This is a genomic window from Psychrobacillus glaciei, from assembly GCF_008973485.1.
Taxonomy (GTDB): domain Bacteria; phylum Bacillota; class Bacilli; order Bacillales_A; family Planococcaceae; genus Psychrobacillus; species Psychrobacillus glaciei.
The window spans coordinates 3,081,864-3,099,260 of record NZ_CP031223.1; the positions used below are offsets into that span (position 1 = coordinate 3,081,864).

At 37.2% G+C, this 17,397-nt stretch carries 15 protein-coding genes; 3 read left to right on the forward strand and 12 right to left on the reverse strand.

All coding sequences use genetic code 11. From position 1 onward, the window contains the following. Nucleotides 1-265 precede the first annotated feature (265 nt). The 7 genes from eno to PB01_RS14515 form a co-directional block, all read right to left on the reverse strand. Entirely contained in the window at nt 266-1,558 is a 1,293-nt protein-coding gene (gene eno / locus PB01_RS14485) for a phosphopyruvate hydratase (protein ID WP_151700851.1), read from the reverse strand. A 2-nt stretch (nt 1,559-1,560) separates the two neighbouring features. After that, nucleotides 1,561-3,099 carry a 2,3-bisphosphoglycerate-independent phosphoglycerate mutase gene (gene gpmI / locus PB01_RS14490; RefSeq protein WP_151700852.1) on the reverse strand — a complete coding sequence of 513 codons (1,539 nt, stop codon included), beginning with the start codon at nt 3,097-3,099 and terminating at the stop codon, nt 1,561-1,563. Next, a complete protein-coding gene (gene tpiA / locus PB01_RS14495; protein WP_151700853.1) occupies nt 3,092-3,853 on the reverse strand; it encodes a triose-phosphate isomerase in 762 nt (253 codons plus the stop codon). Before tpiA ends, gpmI begins: the two co-directional genes overlap by 8 nt. A gap of 15 nt (nt 3,854-3,868) precedes the next feature. Continuing rightward, nucleotides 3,869-5,035: a phosphoglycerate kinase gene (locus PB01_RS14500; RefSeq protein WP_404815120.1), complete on the reverse strand. Its 1,167-nt coding sequence runs from the start codon at nt 5,033-5,035 to the stop codon at nt 3,869-3,871. Nucleotides 5,036-5,164: 129 nt separating this feature from the next. Next, nucleotides 5,165-6,172 carry a type I glyceraldehyde-3-phosphate dehydrogenase gene (gene gap / locus PB01_RS14505; protein ID WP_151700855.1) on the reverse strand — a complete coding sequence of 336 codons (1,008 nt, stop codon included), beginning with the start codon at nt 6,170-6,172 and terminating at the stop codon, nt 5,165-5,167. 12 nt (nt 6,173-6,184) lie between these two features. Next, nucleotides 6,185-7,222 (reverse strand): sugar-binding transcriptional regulator, encoded by a 1,038-nt coding sequence (locus PB01_RS14510; protein WP_151700856.1) that lies wholly within the window; start codon nt 7,220-7,222, stop codon nt 6,185-6,187. 288 nt (nt 7,223-7,510) lie between these two features. Then, on the reverse strand, nt 7,511-7,744 hold the full coding sequence (locus PB01_RS14515; protein ID WP_151700857.1) for a glutaredoxin family protein: 234 nt from the start codon (nt 7,742-7,744) through the stop codon (nt 7,511-7,513). A gap of 984 nt (nt 7,745-8,728) precedes the next feature. Here PB01_RS14515 and PB01_RS14520 point away from each other — a divergent pair. Both PB01_RS14520 and PB01_RS14525 read left to right on the forward strand, forming a co-directional pair. After that, nucleotides 8,729-9,241: an RNA polymerase sigma factor gene (locus PB01_RS14520; RefSeq protein WP_151700858.1), complete on the forward strand. Its 513-nt coding sequence runs from the start codon at nt 8,729-8,731 to the stop codon at nt 9,239-9,241. Then, nucleotides 9,228-10,391 (forward strand): hypothetical protein, encoded by a 1,164-nt coding sequence (locus PB01_RS14525; protein WP_151700859.1) that lies wholly within the window; start codon nt 9,228-9,230, stop codon nt 10,389-10,391. Before PB01_RS14520 ends, PB01_RS14525 begins: the two co-directional genes overlap by 14 nt. An 89-nt stretch (nt 10,392-10,480) precedes the next feature. On the opposite strand, the gene PB01_RS14530 is transcribed toward PB01_RS14525, so the two are convergent. The 3 genes from PB01_RS14530 to PB01_RS14540 form a co-directional block, all read right to left on the reverse strand. Beyond that, on the reverse strand, nt 10,481-10,927 hold the full coding sequence (locus tag PB01_RS14530) for a GNAT family N-acetyltransferase (RefSeq protein WP_225986045.1): 447 nt from the start codon (nt 10,925-10,927) through the stop codon (nt 10,481-10,483). Between the two features lie 112 nt (nt 10,928-11,039). Further along, complete coding sequence (locus tag PB01_RS21665) at nt 11,040-11,852, reverse strand: TPM domain-containing protein (protein WP_151700861.1); 813 nt, start codon at nt 11,850-11,852, stop codon at nt 11,040-11,042. Further along, complete coding sequence (locus tag PB01_RS14540) at nt 11,852-12,430, reverse strand: LemA family protein (protein ID WP_151700862.1); 579 nt, start codon at nt 12,428-12,430, stop codon at nt 11,852-11,854. The genes PB01_RS21665 and PB01_RS14540 overlap by 1 nt, the downstream gene beginning before the upstream one ends. Before the next feature lie 162 nt (nt 12,431-12,592). Here PB01_RS14540 and PB01_RS14545 point away from each other — a divergent pair, with 162 nt between their 5' ends. Then, nucleotides 12,593-13,552 carry a catalase family peroxidase gene (locus PB01_RS14545; protein ID WP_151700863.1) on the forward strand — a complete coding sequence of 320 codons (960 nt, stop codon included), beginning with the start codon at nt 12,593-12,595 and terminating at the stop codon, nt 13,550-13,552. A gap of 227 nt (nt 13,553-13,779) precedes the next feature. Here PB01_RS14545 and PB01_RS14550 read toward each other — a convergent pair whose 3' ends face one another. Both PB01_RS14550 and PB01_RS14555 read right to left on the reverse strand, forming a co-directional pair. Continuing rightward, nucleotides 13,780-16,086: a glycoside hydrolase gene (locus PB01_RS14550; RefSeq protein ID WP_151700864.1), complete on the reverse strand. Its 2,307-nt coding sequence runs from the start codon at nt 16,084-16,086 to the stop codon at nt 13,780-13,782. A 36-nt stretch (nt 16,087-16,122) separates the two neighbouring features. Further along, entirely contained in the window at nt 16,123-17,250 is a 1,128-nt protein-coding gene (locus PB01_RS14555) for a sensor histidine kinase (RefSeq protein WP_225986046.1), read from the reverse strand. Between the last annotated feature and the right edge of the window lie 147 nt (nt 17,251-17,397).

Genomic DNA, 17,397 nt, shown 5'->3' on the forward strand with positions numbered 1-17,397 from the left:
CGGAGGCCAACTGGATGTTGGTCACGAAGGCGTTGCTACACGATGTGGCGCTCTTAGCCTTCGTTCCTCGGAGACAGATAAGCCATCACAAACGACGCAAATGCGGCGGTGAGGGCTCATCGCTAACCCCGCGGAACGCGTCCACCTGAAACGGAAATCCGCAGTATTACTATGAATACTGGTTTCTCGTTACGATAATTCATATACTTTCCTAATCCGTAAAAAAAGCTACTTAACGATTCACTCGTTAAGTAGCTTTTTCTCATTATTTTAAGTTATAGAATGTTTTTTTACCTAAGTATTGAGCAGTTTCATATAACTGATCCTCAATACGAAGTAATTGATTGTATTTGGCTACACGATCCGAACGAGAAGGTGCACCTGTTTTAATTTGCCCAGCGTTTGTTGCAACTGCGATATCGGCAATTGTTACGTCCTCTGATTCACCTGAACGATGAGAAATTACAGCTGTATAGCCAGCGCGTTTCGCCATTTCGATTGCGTCAAAAGTTTCTGTAAGTGTACCAATTTGGTTTACCTTTACAAGAATCGAGTTTCCAACGCCTTGTTCAATTCCTTGTGCCAATTTTTTCGTATTTGTAACGAATAAATCGTCTCCAACTAATTGTATTTTTTTCCCTAAACGTTCTGTTAGTAATTTATGTCCAGCCCAGTCATTTTCATCTAAGCCGTCTTCGATTGAGATGATTGGGTATTTTTCGCAAAGTTCTTCATACCAAGCAACCATTTCTTCAGAAGTTTTTACAACGCCCTCACCAGTTAAATGGTATTTACCATCTTCTTTATTGAACAACTCAGAAGCTGCTACGTCCATTGCTAGAAGGACATCTTCTCCTGGTTTATATCCTGCTTTTTCGATAGCAGTCATAATAGTAGATAATGCTTCTTCATTCGATTTTAAGTTCGGTGCAAATCCGCCTTCGTCACCAACAGCAGTGTTTAATCCTGCATCTTTTAATACCGATTTCAAGCTATGGAAAATTTCTGCACCCATACGAAGTGCATGACGGAATGATTCTGCTCCAACTGGCATTACCATAAATTCTTGAATATCTACGTTATTATCTGCATGTTCCCCACCGTTTACAATATTCATCATTGGAACTGGCAGTTGCTTCGCATTAAATCCACCTAAATATTGATATAAAGGAAGTCCTAAATAATCTGCCGCAGCATGGGCAACAGCAATGGAAACACCTAAAATTGCATTTGCACCAAGGTTTCCTTTATTTTCTGTGCCATCTAAATCGATCATTGCATGATCAACTTCTACTTGATCTAATACTGAATATTTCTCTTCTAGTTCCGCTGCGATTATGTTATTTACGTTATCTACTGCTTTTAAAACACCTTTACCTAGGTATCTTGCTTTGTCACCGTCACGAAGTTCTACCGCTTCATATTCACCAGTAGATGCACCAGATGGAACGATTGCACGACCAAATGCGCCACTTTCTGTAAAAACTTCTACTTCTACTGTTGGGTTCCCACGTGAATCTAATACTTCACGAGCTTGAATCTGTGTAATAATTGGCATTTTTAACTCTCCGTTTCGATTAGTGTTTTACCTGTCATTTCAGGCGGTGTTTCTATCCCTAATAAGTGTAACATGGTTGGTGCCAAATCGGCTAAAATTCCGTTAGGACGAAGGGCAACATTTTTCTTTGTTACGATAACAGGAACAGGGTTAGTCGTATGTGCAGTCATTGGCTGGCCTTCTAGTGTAGTTACTTCATCTGAATTTCCGTGATCTGCAGTAATAATTGCATATCCGCCTTTTGAAGTAATGGCATCTACTATTTTACCTAAGCACTCATCCACTGCTTCAATCGCTTTAATCGTAGGCTCTAGCATTCCACTATGGCCAACCATATCTGGATTAGCGAAATTTAATATGATTGCATCGAAATTATCATTGGCTATTTCAGCTAAAAGTGCATCCGTTACCTCATACGCACTCATTTCGGGTTGTAAATCATACGTAGCCACTTTTGGTGAATTTATTAAAATCCGTTGTTCTCCAGGAAATGTCTCTTCACGTCCACCACTCATAAAAAATGTTACATGTGGGTATTTCTCTGTTTCCGCAATGCGTAGTTGTGTTTTATGATGTGCGGAAAGAACTTCTCCAATTGTATTAGATAAGTTTGCTTTTTCAAAAACAACATCCGATACAACTTCATCACTATAATGCGTGAACGTCACAAACTTTAAATTTGTTGGATGCTTTTCACTTAACTTAAAGCTATCAAATGTTGGTGTATTTAATGCTAAAGATAATTGAATCGCACGATCAGGTCGGAAATTAAAGAATATAACTGCATCTCCCGAGTCAATCGTCGCAACTGGTTTTCCATCTTCTTCAATAACGAAAGGAAGTACAAATTCATCCGCAACATCTTCTTCGTATGACTTAAGAATTCCGGCTGTTGCCGTTTCAGCTGTTTTTCCTACTCCGTCAACGAGGACTTTATAAGCAAGTTCTACTCTATCCCAGCGGCGATCGCGATCCATTGCATAATAGCGACCACTTATCGATGCGAATTTACCTACACCGATTTCTTTCATTTGCTTTTCTGTTTCTTCTACATACCCAACGGAAGTACGTGGTCCGACATCACGACCATCTAAAAATCCATGAACAAATACATCTTGTAACCCATGGTCTTTTGCTAATTTTAATAATGCGAATAAATGCGTGTAATGACTATGAACCCCACCATCTGAAAGTAATCCCATTAAGTGCAGTTTCCCGCCATGTTTCTTCGCATGTTCCATTGCCGCTATAAGTTTAGGCTCTAAAAAGAAATCCCCTTCACGAATCGATTTATGAATTCGAGTTAAGTTTTGATAAACAATTCTTCCTGCCCCTATATTTAAATGCCCTACTTCCGAGTTACCCATTTGACCATCAGGTAAGCCCACCGCTTCACCTGATGCTATTAAAGTACCATTCGGATATTCGGCCCAATATCGATCAAAGTTGGGTTTGTTTGCCTGAATAACCGCATTTCCATACGATTCATGTCGCACTCCAAATCCATCCAGAATGATTAAAGCAACTGGGCTTTTAGGCATTTTGACCAGCCTCCAATAGCTTCACGAATGAATCTACTTGTAAACTTGCCCCACCAACTAGCGCGCCATCAATATGTTCTTTGGAAAGTAATTCTTCAATATTTTCCGGTTTCACACTTCCACCATATTGAATGCGTACGCTACTTGAAACTTCTTCTCCAAATCCGTCTAGAACTGTTTCACGGATTGCTTGGCACACATCATTTGCATCGTCTGCAGTTGCAGTTTTACCTGTTCCGATTGCCCAAATTGGTTCATACGCAATGATTGAATTTTTCACATTCTCTTCTGAAAGTCCTTCTAAAGCAGCCATTACTTGTGTAGATACAATGCTCTCTGTTTCATTTTGTTCACGTTGTTCTAAAGTTTCTCCTACACAAATAATAGGCGTTAAGTTATTCTCAAACGCGGCTTTTACTTTTTTATTGACGGATTCATCTGTTTCATTGAAATATTGACGTCTTTCGGAATGTCCAATTACAACATATTGTACGCCTAAATCTTGAAGTTGATTTCCACTGACTTCCCCTGTAAATGCTCCTTCTTTTTCCTCGTGCATTGTTTGGGCACCGATGGATATAAAAGAATCTTTTGCAACTTGTACAAGTGAATTTAAAAATAATGCTGGAGCGCAAATAACCGTTTCTATTTTATTGCTATCTACTTGTTTTTCTTTTAACTGCTCGACGAAATCTTTCGCTTCGGCAAGTGTTTTATACATTTTCCAATTTCCTGCTATCACTGGTTTACGCATATAAAATCTCCTCCATTACTTATCGTTTAAAGCAGATACACCCGGTAAATCTTTGCCTTCCATAAACTCTAAGGAAGCTCCTCCACCAGTTGAAATATGGTCCATTTTATCTGCAACATTGAATTTTTCAACAGCTGCTGCTGAATCTCCACCACCAATAATCGTGTAACCATCTGTATCGGCCATTGCGTTCGCCACACCCTTAGTACCATTCGCAAATACATCCATTTCGAATACACCCATCGGTCCATTCCAAATAATCAGCTTACTATTTTTAATAACATCCGCATATAAAGCAGCTGTTTTCGGTCCAATATCTAACCCCATCCAGTCGGAAGGAATTTGGTCAATATCCACTACTTTCGTATTGGCATCTTTTGAAAACGCATCTGCTACGACAACATCTACTGGTAAGTAAAAAGAAACACCTTTTTCTTTCGCTTTTTCCATAAAAGACTGAGCCAATTCGATTTTATCTTCCTCTAATAAAGAGTTTCCAACATCATGCCCTTGTGCCTTGGTGAATGTATACGATAAGCCTCCACCGATTAATATATTATCTACTTTGTCCAATAAATGATTGATAACACCAATTTTATCTTTCACTTTTGATCCACCAATAATTGCTGTAAATGGACGTTCCGGATTAGATAAAGCTTTTCCTAAAACATCTAATTCTTTCTCCATTAACAAGCCTGATACAGCAGGTAGTAATTTTGCAATTCCTTCTGTTGTTGCATGTGCACGATGAGCTGCACCAAATGCATCATTCACATACACATCTGCTAGACTTGCAAATGCTTTTGCAAGCTCTGCATCATTTTTTTCTTCCCCTGCATGGAAGCGGACATTTTCTAATAAAACAACATCTCCATTTTGCATTTCAGAAATTGCTGCTTCAACTGTAGCTCCAATCGATTCATCTAATTTTTTCACTGGCTTATCCAAAAGTTTCGCTAAATGCTCTCCTACTTTTGTCAAACGTAGTTCTTCTTTCACTTCACCTTTTGGTCGTCCCATATGGCTAGCTAAGATTACTTTCGCACCTTGTTCAATTAAATGGTTGATCGTCGGTAATGCTGCACGAATACGTGTATCATCTGTAATCGCTCCATCTTCCATCGGCACGTTAAAGTCTACACGGCAAAACACACGCTTTCCTTGTAAAGTTACATCGCTCATTGTTTGTTTTTCATTCATGAGATAAGCCTCCTTATATGTATAAAAATAAGGAGCGAAGGGTAACCCTTGCTCCTTTTACCCTCTTTCATTATAGAGGTTATTACGCATAATCGCTATGCTAAGTAACGATTACAATCCTTTTTTCGCCATAAGTAAAGCAAGGTCGATACAGCGCGAAGAGTATCCTGATTCATTGTCATACCAAGATAATACTTTCACCATATTATCTCCTAATACCATCGTTGAAAGCCCGTCAATTGTAGAAGATGCTGTATTTCCATTATAGTCAATTGAAACTAATGGAAGTTCATTGAAAGCAAGAATTCCTTTTAGTTCATTTTCAGAAGCATGTTTTAAAGCAGCATTTACTTCTTCTACTGTTACTTCTTTTTCAAGCTCTGCTACAAAGTCTACTAATGATACGTTTGGTGTTGGTACGCGGATTGCCATACCATCTAATTTCCCTTTAAGTTCAGGAAGTACTTTCGCAACTGCTGATGCTGCTCCTGTTGTAGTTGGAATCATAGATTCTCCTGCTGCACGAGCACGACGGTAATCACTATGCGGTAAGTCCAAAATACGTTGATCATTCGTGTATGAGTGAATAGTTGTCATCATGCCACGTTTAATACCAAATTGATCTTGTAAAACTTTTGCAAGTGGTGATAAACAGTTTGTTGTACATGATGCATTGGATATTACATGATCTGTTTCTGGATTATATTTATCCGCATTTACACCCATAACAAATGTAGGCATATCGTCTTTAGCAGGTTGAGATAGAATTACTTTTTTAGCTCCAGCTTCAATATGCTTCCCAGCTTTATCAGCTGTACTAAATAATCCAGTACATTCAATAACGATATCAATTTCTAGCTCTTTCCATGGAAGTGCTGAAGGGTCTTTCTCAGCAAAAACTCGAATGTTCTTACCGTTTACGATTAAATAATCACCCTCAGAAGAAACGTCCGCATTTAAAATTCCATGGACAGAATCATATTTTAACAAGTGTGCAAGCATTGCTGCATCTGTTAAGTCATTGATTGCTACTACTTCTAACTCATTTTGTTCTAATGCTTCTCTAAAAACTTTACGTCCTATACGTCCAAATCCATTAATCGCTAATTTTACTGTCATTTTATATTCCTCCTAATTGGTTTGTGAGATTATGTTCATCATTTCATTTGCAGCACCTTCATCGGTCACTAACACGGTTTGTTCCGGCGCTTGTTTAAAATAAGACAAAAGTGCTTTTGCTTTTTTGGCACCACCTGCAACTGCAAGTAAATGCTCTATATTTTTTAATTGTTTTAACTGAATTCCAATTGTTCGTATTCGGTGAACTGCTTCGCCTTGGTCATTAAAGTAATAGCCAAATGCTTCACTAACCGAACCGTTTTCTTTTAAACGCTCAATCTCTTCTTCGCTAGAATTTCTTCTTCGAGCCATTTCTTCGGCATCACCAATACCATGAATAATAATGCTTGTTTTTTCATATAGGTCCATCATTTCTTGAATGAAAGGCTCTTTCTTCATCGTAGTGTATGCTTCTTCACTTAAACTATCCGGCATATATAATGTGCGATATGATCCGTTTGTTTTATTGGAAAAAAGAGAAACGATTGTATTTGCTTGTAACGTTACATCTTTTCCAACTCCGCCTCGAGCTGCGATAAACATTAAATTTTTCCATTTTGTTGTATCTTGAACAAAATTAGAGATGGATGCAATGGTTGAACCGCCTGTTACTGCTACTATTTTGTCATTAGACAAGATGCTTTCCAAAAACTTAGCCGCTTCTTGAGATAAAAGCATGGTTGCATTCGTATTAGTATCTACATTTCCTGGTACAATAATTACTTCTTTTATGTGTAAAATTTTTGAAAGTGTTTGCTCCAGTTGTAATCTTCCTGACCATTCGCGAACTACTTCTTTTAATTCCATTAATATTTTTGTTCCTTCAGGAGAAATTGCTGCTCCATCACGTGATATTTCAATTAATCCTTGATTTCTTAAAGCGTCTAATTCTTTCCGAATGTCTCTTTCCGACAAACCTAATTGTTCTCCTAAAACTCGCCTACCAATCCCTTTAGATAATTGAATCATCTGAAGTACTTGGTACCTTTTTTGTAACAAATCACTCATTTCAGGAATTAGCTTTAACTGAGCAGTGAGTAAAGACTCCATATTTCACTTCCAAACTTATTGGTACGTTTTTGTCCCACTTACTTAAAAAATGTCCCACTTGCATAAAAAAAAGTGAATTTCTAAAATCATCATACAATACTATATGCACATTAGCAAGACTAGTGCATTATTTTTTGGAAAATATTGAGACGAGATGAGCATTCTACAGGCAGACATTGGGGAATGTTGTGAATTGGAGAGATGATCTTGCGATTACGTGTTCCTAATTTGCGATTTATCGAAGCTAACTTGCGATTCGAAGAAAATCTATAAAAAAAATCTGGAGCATCATTTAAGGAATGCTTCCAGAAGTGTTGCATAATCTACTTGTCCATATTGAATAATTTCATCTTCGAATTCAACTACTGGAATCATCAGCATATATTTTTCGTGTAGTGCTTCATTTTCTTCTATATTTACTTCCTTTATTTCAAACGCTATATCTTCCTGCACAAGTTTCAGCATAAGTCTTGCCTCTTCACATAAATGACAACCTGGTCTCGTGTAGAAATGGACAATCATTTTATATCATCCCTTCCAAAAATCATTTGATACTTTTTATTATAGTCTTTTTAGAAAATAAAATCGTGTGTCGTTTTGCATCAAGTCCGTTGATTATCCATCTTCTTCTATTTAATGAAACGAGATACTGGCTTACATTTTTATATTTCAGTTCGCTTTTTAGATATATTACGTCGTAAGAAAGTTGCCGCTGGGATTTCCGCTGCAGGGCGGACACTTTCCACCGGGTGAGCGATGAGCCTTCACCGCCGCTACGCGTTCGTTGTGAAGTCTCATTTGCCCACAGAGATCGAAGGCTAGAAGCGCCACATCGTGTGGCAACACCTTCGTGACCAACATCCTGTTGGCCTCCGGTAGGAGTCGCCGCCCTTTCGCTCCAATCCAGAAGAAACATATTAACTATTCAGTAGTATTGCGCAAAGTTATCCACTCTACTAATCCGGATATTATCACCCAATAAATAATGCGCAACATACGGAATATTTTCAATGGAGACATATAATTTAAGGCAAAGTTAAGGCTTTATTAAGAGAAAGTAGTGGCATTCTCCCCGTGATTTGACTCGTCCAACCATTTATTGGATTTTATTTTAGATAATATAGTTAAGATTAATAAGTGAATAGTAACACTGAATAGTTAGCAAATATGCTGGATTGCAGCGGCAGGTGGCGACTCCGAAGGGATCAGGGAGACAGATGAGACAGCATAAACGGCGCACATGCGACGGTGCTGGCTCATCGCTCCCCCCTCGGAAAGCGTCCACCTAGAGCGGAAATCCTGGCGGTCACTAAGACGCATTATCCCTAGAGTAAGACGGAAAACTAATCGTACATTAGCCTAAATGTATTAGTCGGAAAGAACATAATAATCACCAGGATTGATTTAGCACTTAGACTTAAATACAAATTATTTCCTAAAAAGGTACAATAAAAGCGATACTTTTTATTTACTCCTTCGTCTATAGCAATAAGGGGAGGTCAGAAGATGGAAATGGAAAAGCTATACAAAGAGCACAGCGATCGAGTTTACAGCTATATATACTTACTTGTCCGTCATAGAGAATGTGCCGAGGATCTTACACAAGAAACATTTTATAAAGCATATAAAGGACTAAAAGCCTTTAACAAGCAGGCGTCCACTGCCACCTGGCTATTAAAAATAGCACGTAATGTAACCTATGATTTTTTTCGGAGGAAAAGAGTCATCCAATTTTTCTCCTTCGATAAAGAGCATGATTTAGAAACAAACGCATTATCACCAGAGAGTCAATTTGAACAAAAGGAGCAACTTTCTTTGATGTATGACTCTTTAAGTAAGTTAAAAAAAGATTATCAAGAAGTCCTGCTCCTACGAAAGGTACAAGAATGCTCCATTCAAGAAACAGCCTATATACTCGGTTGGACCGAAGCAAAAGTAAAAATGAAAATGATGCGAGCACTTGAGGCACTTAAAAAGGAGTTTCATCAGAAAGGAGGTCTTGCAAATGAAACCACGTAAAGAATTTGATGAGTTTTTTGAGGAAATGAAAGATGTGGAGCGTTCAGAGGAAGCAAAGCGCAATACGTGGCTAGCCTTAAAAGATAGAATAGAAACAAAGAGAAAACGCAATATATTCCCTGCCTTTATTTCATTAGCAATAATAGCAATTGCCTCCTTTCTCTTCATTACTATTTCTAATCCCTCGGAGACAGAGCAATCAGCTAAGCCTCTTTCTAATGAAAAAGTTATAAAAGCAGTATTAGAGAGAGAATACAATGGACCTGATGAAGAGTATTTACGTTTAATGAACAACTGGATGGATTTACAAAGTGAGACGAAAACGGAGAACCAAGAGCAGTATAATCAACTTCTGCAATCAAAGGAATACACGGACCTAATGGATTATTTTCCAAACACTTTTGGTGAATATTTTAGTGAAGGTGTTCTGACATCCTTAATTAATACCAATCTTGTATTCAAGTACGACTATTTTTTAGAGAATAAAGATATAGAGATGCATTTAGAGAACGTTGAAATTAAGCCAGAGAAAGATCATCCGAATATCTATCACCCAGTAATTGAGGTTTCCTTAACGAATAGCCAAGGACAGAAAATTTTTCATACATTCCGAGAAGAATTTATCTTTTCTACTTCTGAACCAGGAAAAATCGGTAGATATAACGGAGTTAAGGGCAGCGGTGGCATGGAGCTTCTAGAGAAAATAAAGAATTTTAACGCTTACGTAGGGGGCAATGAAGATGTAAGAACTCCCACTTTTAGGGAAAGTGTTTCCTTCGATACCCTTTGCTTCAACGGTAAGATTTACGAGAATGATAATACGTCGAGAAATCTCCATGGTTGTACATCCGCTAGAAATCAAATAAATTCTATTCTGGCGACAATTGACCATCTTCCTATCAAAGAGGCATCTGAGCAAGAAAGCAGAGAAAGGGCTGAAGCTCTCCCTCAAATGGATAATTATCATCTTTACCTAACAAACGAAGTAGACAAAGGAACTATTTTGTATACTATTACATTATACAAGGATGGAATGCTGATGTTCTCCCCCGGGGATGATTTTGGATTTCTTGGTGATATCACTACTGAACCACATGTTGTGATATATGAAGAGATCAAGCGGATGATCGGTGAATTTGCTGAAAATTAATAATCAAAAAACCAACTAATTGTTGGTTTTTTCTTGTTGAAAGGTTGTTTACGACAAGCAAAAAAGAAGAGCCTCTGCTCTCTCCCCACTCACAGTTTCAATACAAACTCCGCTTCTCCTTCATTGATCTTGCCTGTTTTTTGGAATCCGAAGCTTTCGTATAGTTTTATGGCTACTACATTGTCTGGCTCCGTCGAAATATAGATCGTTTCACAGCCATCTAGCTTCTTCATTTCGTCCAAGATTAACTGAATTACCTCTCTACCGTAGCCCTTCCCCTGACAGGTGTGATCAATCATTAATCTACATATCCAGTAATTCTTAGTATCTTCATCTAATCCATACATAGTGAAGCCGATAATCTTGTCATCTACCTCTATCCCTCTAACAATCCATCCAGTTTCGTAAATCGATTGCACAATAGATAGCGCATTGGAGGCTACAAATTTTTCTACTACGGTCGCCTTCCCATCCCCATTAGTAGTCAATAAAACGGTGCGTAGCCAGTTATCCTTGTTAATCTCTACTAGTTTCATTCCCAAGCCCCCATTCATTACTTCTTACGTATTTTATCTGAACAATTACAATATGGAAACAAAGTGAAATTACAAAGAAAAAGCCCTATTAAGGGCTTTTTCCATTTATGATTTACCACTTACGTCCAGCTCCACCGCCTCCGGAACTACCTCCGCCGAAGCCACCGAAACCTCCACCAGATCCTTTTCCACCGCCTCCGAAGCCGCCACCAAAGCCACCTCCGAAACTTCCTGGACCAAACATAATCGAGCGTCGTCTTCTACCATTACTTCCTCCGCCACCGCCACCATTTTTCATGATGGTAAAAATAAAATAAATGACTACGATGATTCCAATGATGGTAGAAATCGAAAAACCGCCGTCTGATGCAGATGGATCTTTCACGTCCAAAAGCTCGCCTTCTAAACCATATTCTTTTGCGACTTCATTAAATAACACTTGATAAGTAGTAAGCACAGCATCATCCACTGAACTATCAACTAATAAAGGTTTTGTATATTCATCGAGAATACGGCCAATTTTCCCATCAGGTAAAGCTCCTTCTAATCCATATCCCACTGTAATATCTACGTCTCTATCGCCTTTTTTAGTTGGATCCGTTTCTATCACCAATAAAACACCATTATTCTTCTTAGGATCTCCAATACCAAATTCTCTTATGACATCTGTACTAAATTGATTAACATCTTGCCCATTTAGAGAATTGATAATCATAACGACAATTTGTGAACCTGTTGCTTTGTCTAATTTGAGACCAAGCTCTTCTATTTGCTTCTTGGTCGTTGGTGATAAATAGCCATCGTAATCTTGCACATAGGATTCACCAGGAATAGGTTTTGGTATATTAGATGCTGCTACAGTTACTAATGGAATCGAAAGAAATAAAAGTAGCGCAACTATGAGCATTCGCGCAACTTTCCTCATTACTTGCCATCTCCTTCAAAATCAACGACTGGCGCTTCTTTCGCATTTGCGTCTGCTTTAAAATATTCTTTTTCATCGAAGCCAAAAATAGAAGCAATAATACTTCCAGGCATGCGTTTTACTTTTTTATTGTAGTCTGAAACTATCCCATTATAGTCTTGTCTTGCTACGGACAAACGATTTTCTGTTCCAGCAAGTTCATCCATTAATTGACGGAAGTTTGCATCTGCTTTTAAATCAGGATAATTTTCCACTACAACTAACAATCTGCTTAATGCTCCAGATAACTGATCATTCGCACTTGCTTGTTCCTCTGGTGTACTTGCTCCTGCTAACTTTGAACGTGCATCCGCGATATTACTAAGTACTTCTTTTTCATGTGAAGCAAAACCTTTTACCGTATTCACAAGGTTGGGAATTAAATCCAAACGACGTTGCAATTGGTTTTCCACTTGAGCATATGCCTTATTGACATCTTCTTCTCCATTTACAAAACCGTTATAACTCGGTATTAAAATGGCCGCAAAGATAGCAATAATCACAATTATAGTTATAAGCGGTCCAAATAATTTCTTCATCTCATTCACCTCTTATTAAGTATATTATATTTCTACCTTTAAATCGAAAATGTGAAACCTATTTAACTATACGAAAAAAAACATTAAATGGTTTCAAAAAAATGTGGCTATCTCCTTTGATTAATATAAAAGTTTTGGGGTATAGCTGAAATAGAATGTTTAATGGAGGTGATTCACATAAATAATTTTAACGATCCTCATGATCCTTTGCCAACAGACGCAATTGACACACTGGAAAAGATTCAGGGCAAGTTTCCCGGAGCCCGTCGCGCGCATGCTAAGGGAGTGTTTTATGAAGCAATCTTTACACCGAATGGAAATGCAATACCGTATACTACCGCTGCACACTTGCAAAATGAACCTGTACCTGCAACTGTTCGCTTTTCTAACAGTCCACCAAACCCAACAGCAGCGGATTTTCTTTCCCCTTTCAAAGGTATGTCCGTTCAGTTTCACCTACCAAATGGAACTGCAAGTCATCTGGTGAGCACCACAATCCCTATGTTCATAACAAAAGATCCTCAAACCTTTATAGACATGTTGAAAATTTTAACCGCTGACAAAACTGGACTTGATAAAGTGGATCTAGGAATAGGTATACTGAATATTATTAAAAAGTATCCCGAAAGAAAAAACATATTACTTGCGCTAAAAGAACAATTTAAACAGCCACCCATAAGTTATGCTCGACTCCATTATTACCCAATACACGCTTTTTATTTTGTGAATAAAGAAGGAAAACGCCAAGCGATCAAATATGAGTGGCAACCCGCACAAGAAAAAAATCCGCTGAAAAATTCAGAAGCTAAAATAACTTCTCCTGACTATCTCAGTGAAGAACTCCACGAGAGAGTACTGAATGGGTCTGTTTTATTTAACTTAGTTATTCGTTTAGGAGAAGAGGGCGATGCTACCGATGATTCAACAGATCCTTGGCCGGACGATAGACAACAGATTGTAGTTGGTCGACTGACTTTAAGTAAAATCCGATATCCAAATGAAGCAATTTTATTTGACCCTACCTTAGTCGGCGTGGGTATTGAACTAACGGATGATCCCGTTCTTCACTTCCGTCATAATGCTTATGCTGTCTCGTTTAATAAGCGCATAAAAAATGAATAAAGCATGCACAGTGAGAAAAGCGCATGCTTCCTTAAGTGCATCTGGTCTTCACCAATTCCTGAGTGCTTCGGCAGAACCATCTACTACACTATTATCGGAGAAATTTTGGGTAATCTTATGGCGGATGATTAATACATCATTGTCCTATAAAAAAAAGCATCGATTGCTCAAGAATGATAGGAGCGATCGATGCTTTTTAATTAATTAAAACTTAACAATAGTCTCTTTTACTTAGAAGGTGAATACATCGTTTTATCATTTCCATCTATGATTAACAAAGACTTACTCGGTATTAACTCACCTTGGAAATCAAACTCATCTTCCGAAAAATTTGCCACTACAGTTAATGATTCTCCGTATTTTGTCATTTGAACTAATCTATCATCTGTTAACACTTGAAAATCTGTCATTTCTTCCATAATCGCTTTTTTACTAAAAGTTGACCAAACCTTAGAGTGGCTTACGATTGCTTCTTTATGTTTTTTCCACTCGTTTTTATCTAGATGATATAAAGGTGGCACATTATAGAGTATTTCATATAACATTCTATTTGCCATTTCGTCTTCGAACTTCAATGTTCCCCATCCCCACCAATGAGTCGTAATTACTGAATCGTTATAAACTAACTTATATAGTGGAATTGTGTAAGCTGTATCCAAAAATAGCTTCTTGTACTTCTCCTTTACAGGTATTTGTTTAGAAAACATTTCGGGAACCCCGCCAGTACTAGAATAGTATCTTCCTACATAGTATTCACTCTCTTTATTTTTCCCCATGTCCTCATCCATCCAAGAAAATGATGGTGTTTCTATTCCATGTGCAAAAGCAATAGTTTGGTTAGCAAAATCATTTCCACCCTCGGTACCAACTACCAGACCCCATTCTTTTTGCAGATAATCCAACCGTTCAATTCTAGCCTGGACATCTTGAGCCTCCGTTGTAATATGTTCTGGCGAATAATCATCAAAGATTTCACCAGTGCCATCTGTATCTAAAAACCAGGAGTTAAATGTTACACCAGTATTTAAAATTGAAGTTACTCTTTCTTTTACGCTAGGCATCGCTAGTACGGGATTTAGCTTTCTTCCTTGGCCTTGGAAACCTTCTATTTTGTTCCCATCTTTATTACTTACAGTTGCATTTTCAAAAAGGGAAGTATCCTTAAACTTAGCTGTTTCCCACTTTTCTTTCCCTGGTTCATGAATGGAATGGTATGAATCATACGTCCCTATTAAATATCCTTGGTTTTCTGCTTCTTTTACTAACTCTGGTTTGATAAACCCTTCTTGCCAGTCATCCAAACCAATCCACATATTTTCTAACCCTGATTGCTTCATATCCTTGATTACATCCACCGTATTAGCATCTGCCCACTTCTCAATGGGGTCAACTGCATTTCCAAGAACGCTTTTCAATAATCGCTTATTTAGGTCAATCAATTCCACAGGATCCAAGTTGTATATACCCATATCTAATTGTTTTTGAGCTGTCTTATCCATTTGCGTAAATATTTCAGTATTATAAAATTCTTTTAGCAGTGTTACGGCACTTAAGCTTTTCACTATTCTTTTTTTAGTATATTTGTCTACATAATCTAAGTTGTCTAGATTATCAAAAGCCTTTGAGAGTTCTGAACCATCATCAACTTTTGTATTTAATAACTCCTGAATCCATAACTTCAGGTTATCAGGTATACCATCTCTCAACTTTGTCCAGTTTATATTTTCCTCTGAAATCACCGTTCTATCCCAAAAATAAGCATGAGGTGCACCGTAGAGTTTTTCAATATTACTATTTTCTTCTGCCTTTTGCCCTAAGGTTTTAAAGTCACCTTGTTCTACCAAATAGTTTTTATATGTCTTTGCAACTTGTACTGGATTTTTTTCTGTTACATATATTCTAAAGCCATATTCCTTCTGTTTATTAATGGATGGAAACTCATGATTAAAAGCAAATGAAATATCATTTTCTGTATTAAAAGCAATTTCATTATTATAAGGATTTTTGATGATATAGACTACCGAATAATCGCTTTTTTCAACTGCAAAAAACTGCATAGAGAAAGACTCAATCACCTTCATTTTTTCTTCATTTAAATACTCTTTCCAAACAGGATCATCACTTGGAATATACTTACCTTGATTTAATGGAAGCATATATCCATCTCCTGTCACTTTTGGCCAAGAAAATAAATTTTCTTCATCTTTGTTCGATTTGATGTTTATGTCTATATACTTCTCTTTTTTTTCAAGTTCAATATCAATTCCCTTTTCTGGATAAGTCCAGGACATCGTATTTCCACTGTCCTGTAAATTAGTAACTTTCATTTTCTCCATTGGTTCCGATGCTCTTTCAGTAATTCCATCGGACTCCACTTCCAACGCTAATGTCTCTGGATCTACTTGAAAGGTAAAATCTTTATGATCTATTTGTGAATAGAGCTCTTTACTTTTATTCCTTTCATTGTTCATACATCCCGTAAGAACAGTCGCTGCAATTGCAGCAATTAACATGATTGCTATTGTTTTTTCCATGTATTGCACCTCCAAAATTAGAATATCGGAGGTGTGTTACGCGAATGTTACAAAAAACGTTAACCTACTATTCATTAATTCAAATCCAAAGTCCACCTCGTGATTCTCCAAAATGCTCTTAATAATCGGTAAGCCCAAACCTGTGCCAGAAAGCTCCTTACTTCTCGATTTTTCTAGTACATAAAAAGGTCTCCATACATTTTGCAAATCACTTTCGTCCATTTCTCCAACCCCATTAACAATCGTTAGCGTTACACTATTATTATTTTTTGTTAAAGCAATTTCTATATTCTTGTCATTAGTATATTTAATAGCATTGGTTATTATATTATCGAGTACCACATCAATTGCCGCTTTGTCTGCATGGATTACATATTCCATGTCCATGTCTAAACTTAAAGAAAGAAGAATATCGTTTTCCTCAAGTATGAGCCTGTATTTCCTTGCAATAGCAACAACCCTTTTCCCTAGTTCAAAGGGGTACTTGTTTAATGAGGTGCTTTCTAATTCTGTCCAAAACAAAAGCTTTTCTATTAATAAATCCATTTTTTCAAGCTGTTCTTCAATTGTGTCTCTGAATGTTCCATCATCTAGTCCATCTGATATTCCTTGTTCATAAACTTTCACTAAGGATAAAGGTGTTTTCAACTCATGGGACACATCGGACATTAATTCCTTTAACCGCTTATTTTGACTATTAATCTCTTCTTGAGCTTTTTCTAAGTTTTCACTCATGATGTTGATACTTTTTGCAAGCTCGCCTACCTCATCATTCGTATTGATTTCTTCTTTTCTAAAGTGTAAATTAGCAATATCTTGAGACAAAACTTTCAGAGACTCTAATGGCCTTGTAATTTTTTTAGAGAGGATTACTACTAATAAAACAATCAAAATTACAGAAATAGTCATCAAGAAAATATTAAATCTGTTAATAATTTCGATTGTTGCTTCCATATGTGGCAACGGTAACCCTATTGCAATAATATAATTATCTATTTTTATAAATTTAGTCAAAACTTGATATTTACTTTTGCCTTGGTCATATAGCTTATTGACACTTTTATCCTTCAAAGTATTTAATGTACTTTCAGTAATCCAAAATTTATTTAGCTTTATTTTTTTCCTGTCAAATTCAGAAATTATTCTTTCATTGAACTGATCCAAACTTCCACTAATCTTTGAATAAACAATCGTTACTGCATATTTCTCTTCTATCTGTTGTAAGTTGTCAGTTCCACGTTGTATCTCACTAGCTACCTTGTCTAAAACCTTTCTTTGCTCATAAATATAATATCTATCTACTAGGAAAAT

Bases quoted from the DNA above. Each gene is read 5' to 3' on its own strand.
- eno (WP_151700851.1), bottom strand. From the start codon at position 1,558: ATGCCAATTATTACACAGATTCAAGCTCGTGAAGTATTAGATTCACGT.
- gpmI (WP_151700852.1), bottom strand. From the start codon at position 3,099: ATGCCTAAAAGCCCAGTTGCTTTAATCATTCTGGATGGATTTGGAGTG.
- tpiA (WP_151700853.1), bottom strand. From the start codon at position 3,853: ATGCGTAAACCAGTGATAGCAGGAAATTGGAAAATGTATAAAACACTT.
- PB01_RS14500 (WP_404815120.1), bottom strand. From the start codon at position 5,035: ATGAGCGATGTAACTTTACAAGGAAAGCGTGTGTTTTGCCGTGTAGAC.
- gap (WP_151700855.1), bottom strand. From the start codon at position 6,172: ATGACAGTAAAATTAGCGATTAATGGATTTGGACGTATAGGACGTAAA.
- PB01_RS14510 (WP_151700856.1), bottom strand. From the start codon at position 7,222: ATGGAGTCTTTACTCACTGCTCAGTTAAAGCTAATTCCTGAAATGAGT.
- PB01_RS14515 (WP_151700857.1), bottom strand. From the start codon at position 7,744: ATGATTGTCCATTTCTACACGAGACCAGGTTGTCATTTATGTGAAGAG.
- PB01_RS14520 (WP_151700858.1), top strand. From the start codon at position 8,729: ATGGAAATGGAAAAGCTATACAAAGAGCACAGCGATCGAGTTTACAGC.
- PB01_RS14525 (WP_151700859.1), top strand. From the start codon at position 9,228: ATGAAACCACGTAAAGAATTTGATGAGTTTTTTGAGGAAATGAAAGAT.
- PB01_RS14530 (WP_225986045.1), bottom strand. From the start codon at position 10,927: ATGAAACTAGTAGAGATTAACAAGGATAACTGGCTACGCACCGTTTTA.
- PB01_RS21665 (WP_151700861.1), bottom strand. From the start codon at position 11,852: ATGAGGAAAGTTGCGCGAATGCTCATAGTTGCGCTACTTTTATTTCTT.
- PB01_RS14540 (WP_151700862.1), bottom strand. From the start codon at position 12,430: ATGAAGAAATTATTTGGACCGCTTATAACTATAATTGTGATTATTGCT.
- PB01_RS14545 (WP_151700863.1), top strand. From the start codon at position 12,593: ATGGAGGTGATTCACATAAATAATTTTAACGATCCTCATGATCCTTTG.
- PB01_RS14550 (WP_151700864.1), bottom strand. From the start codon at position 16,086: ATGGAAAAAACAATAGCAATCATGTTAATTGCTGCAATTGCAGCGACT.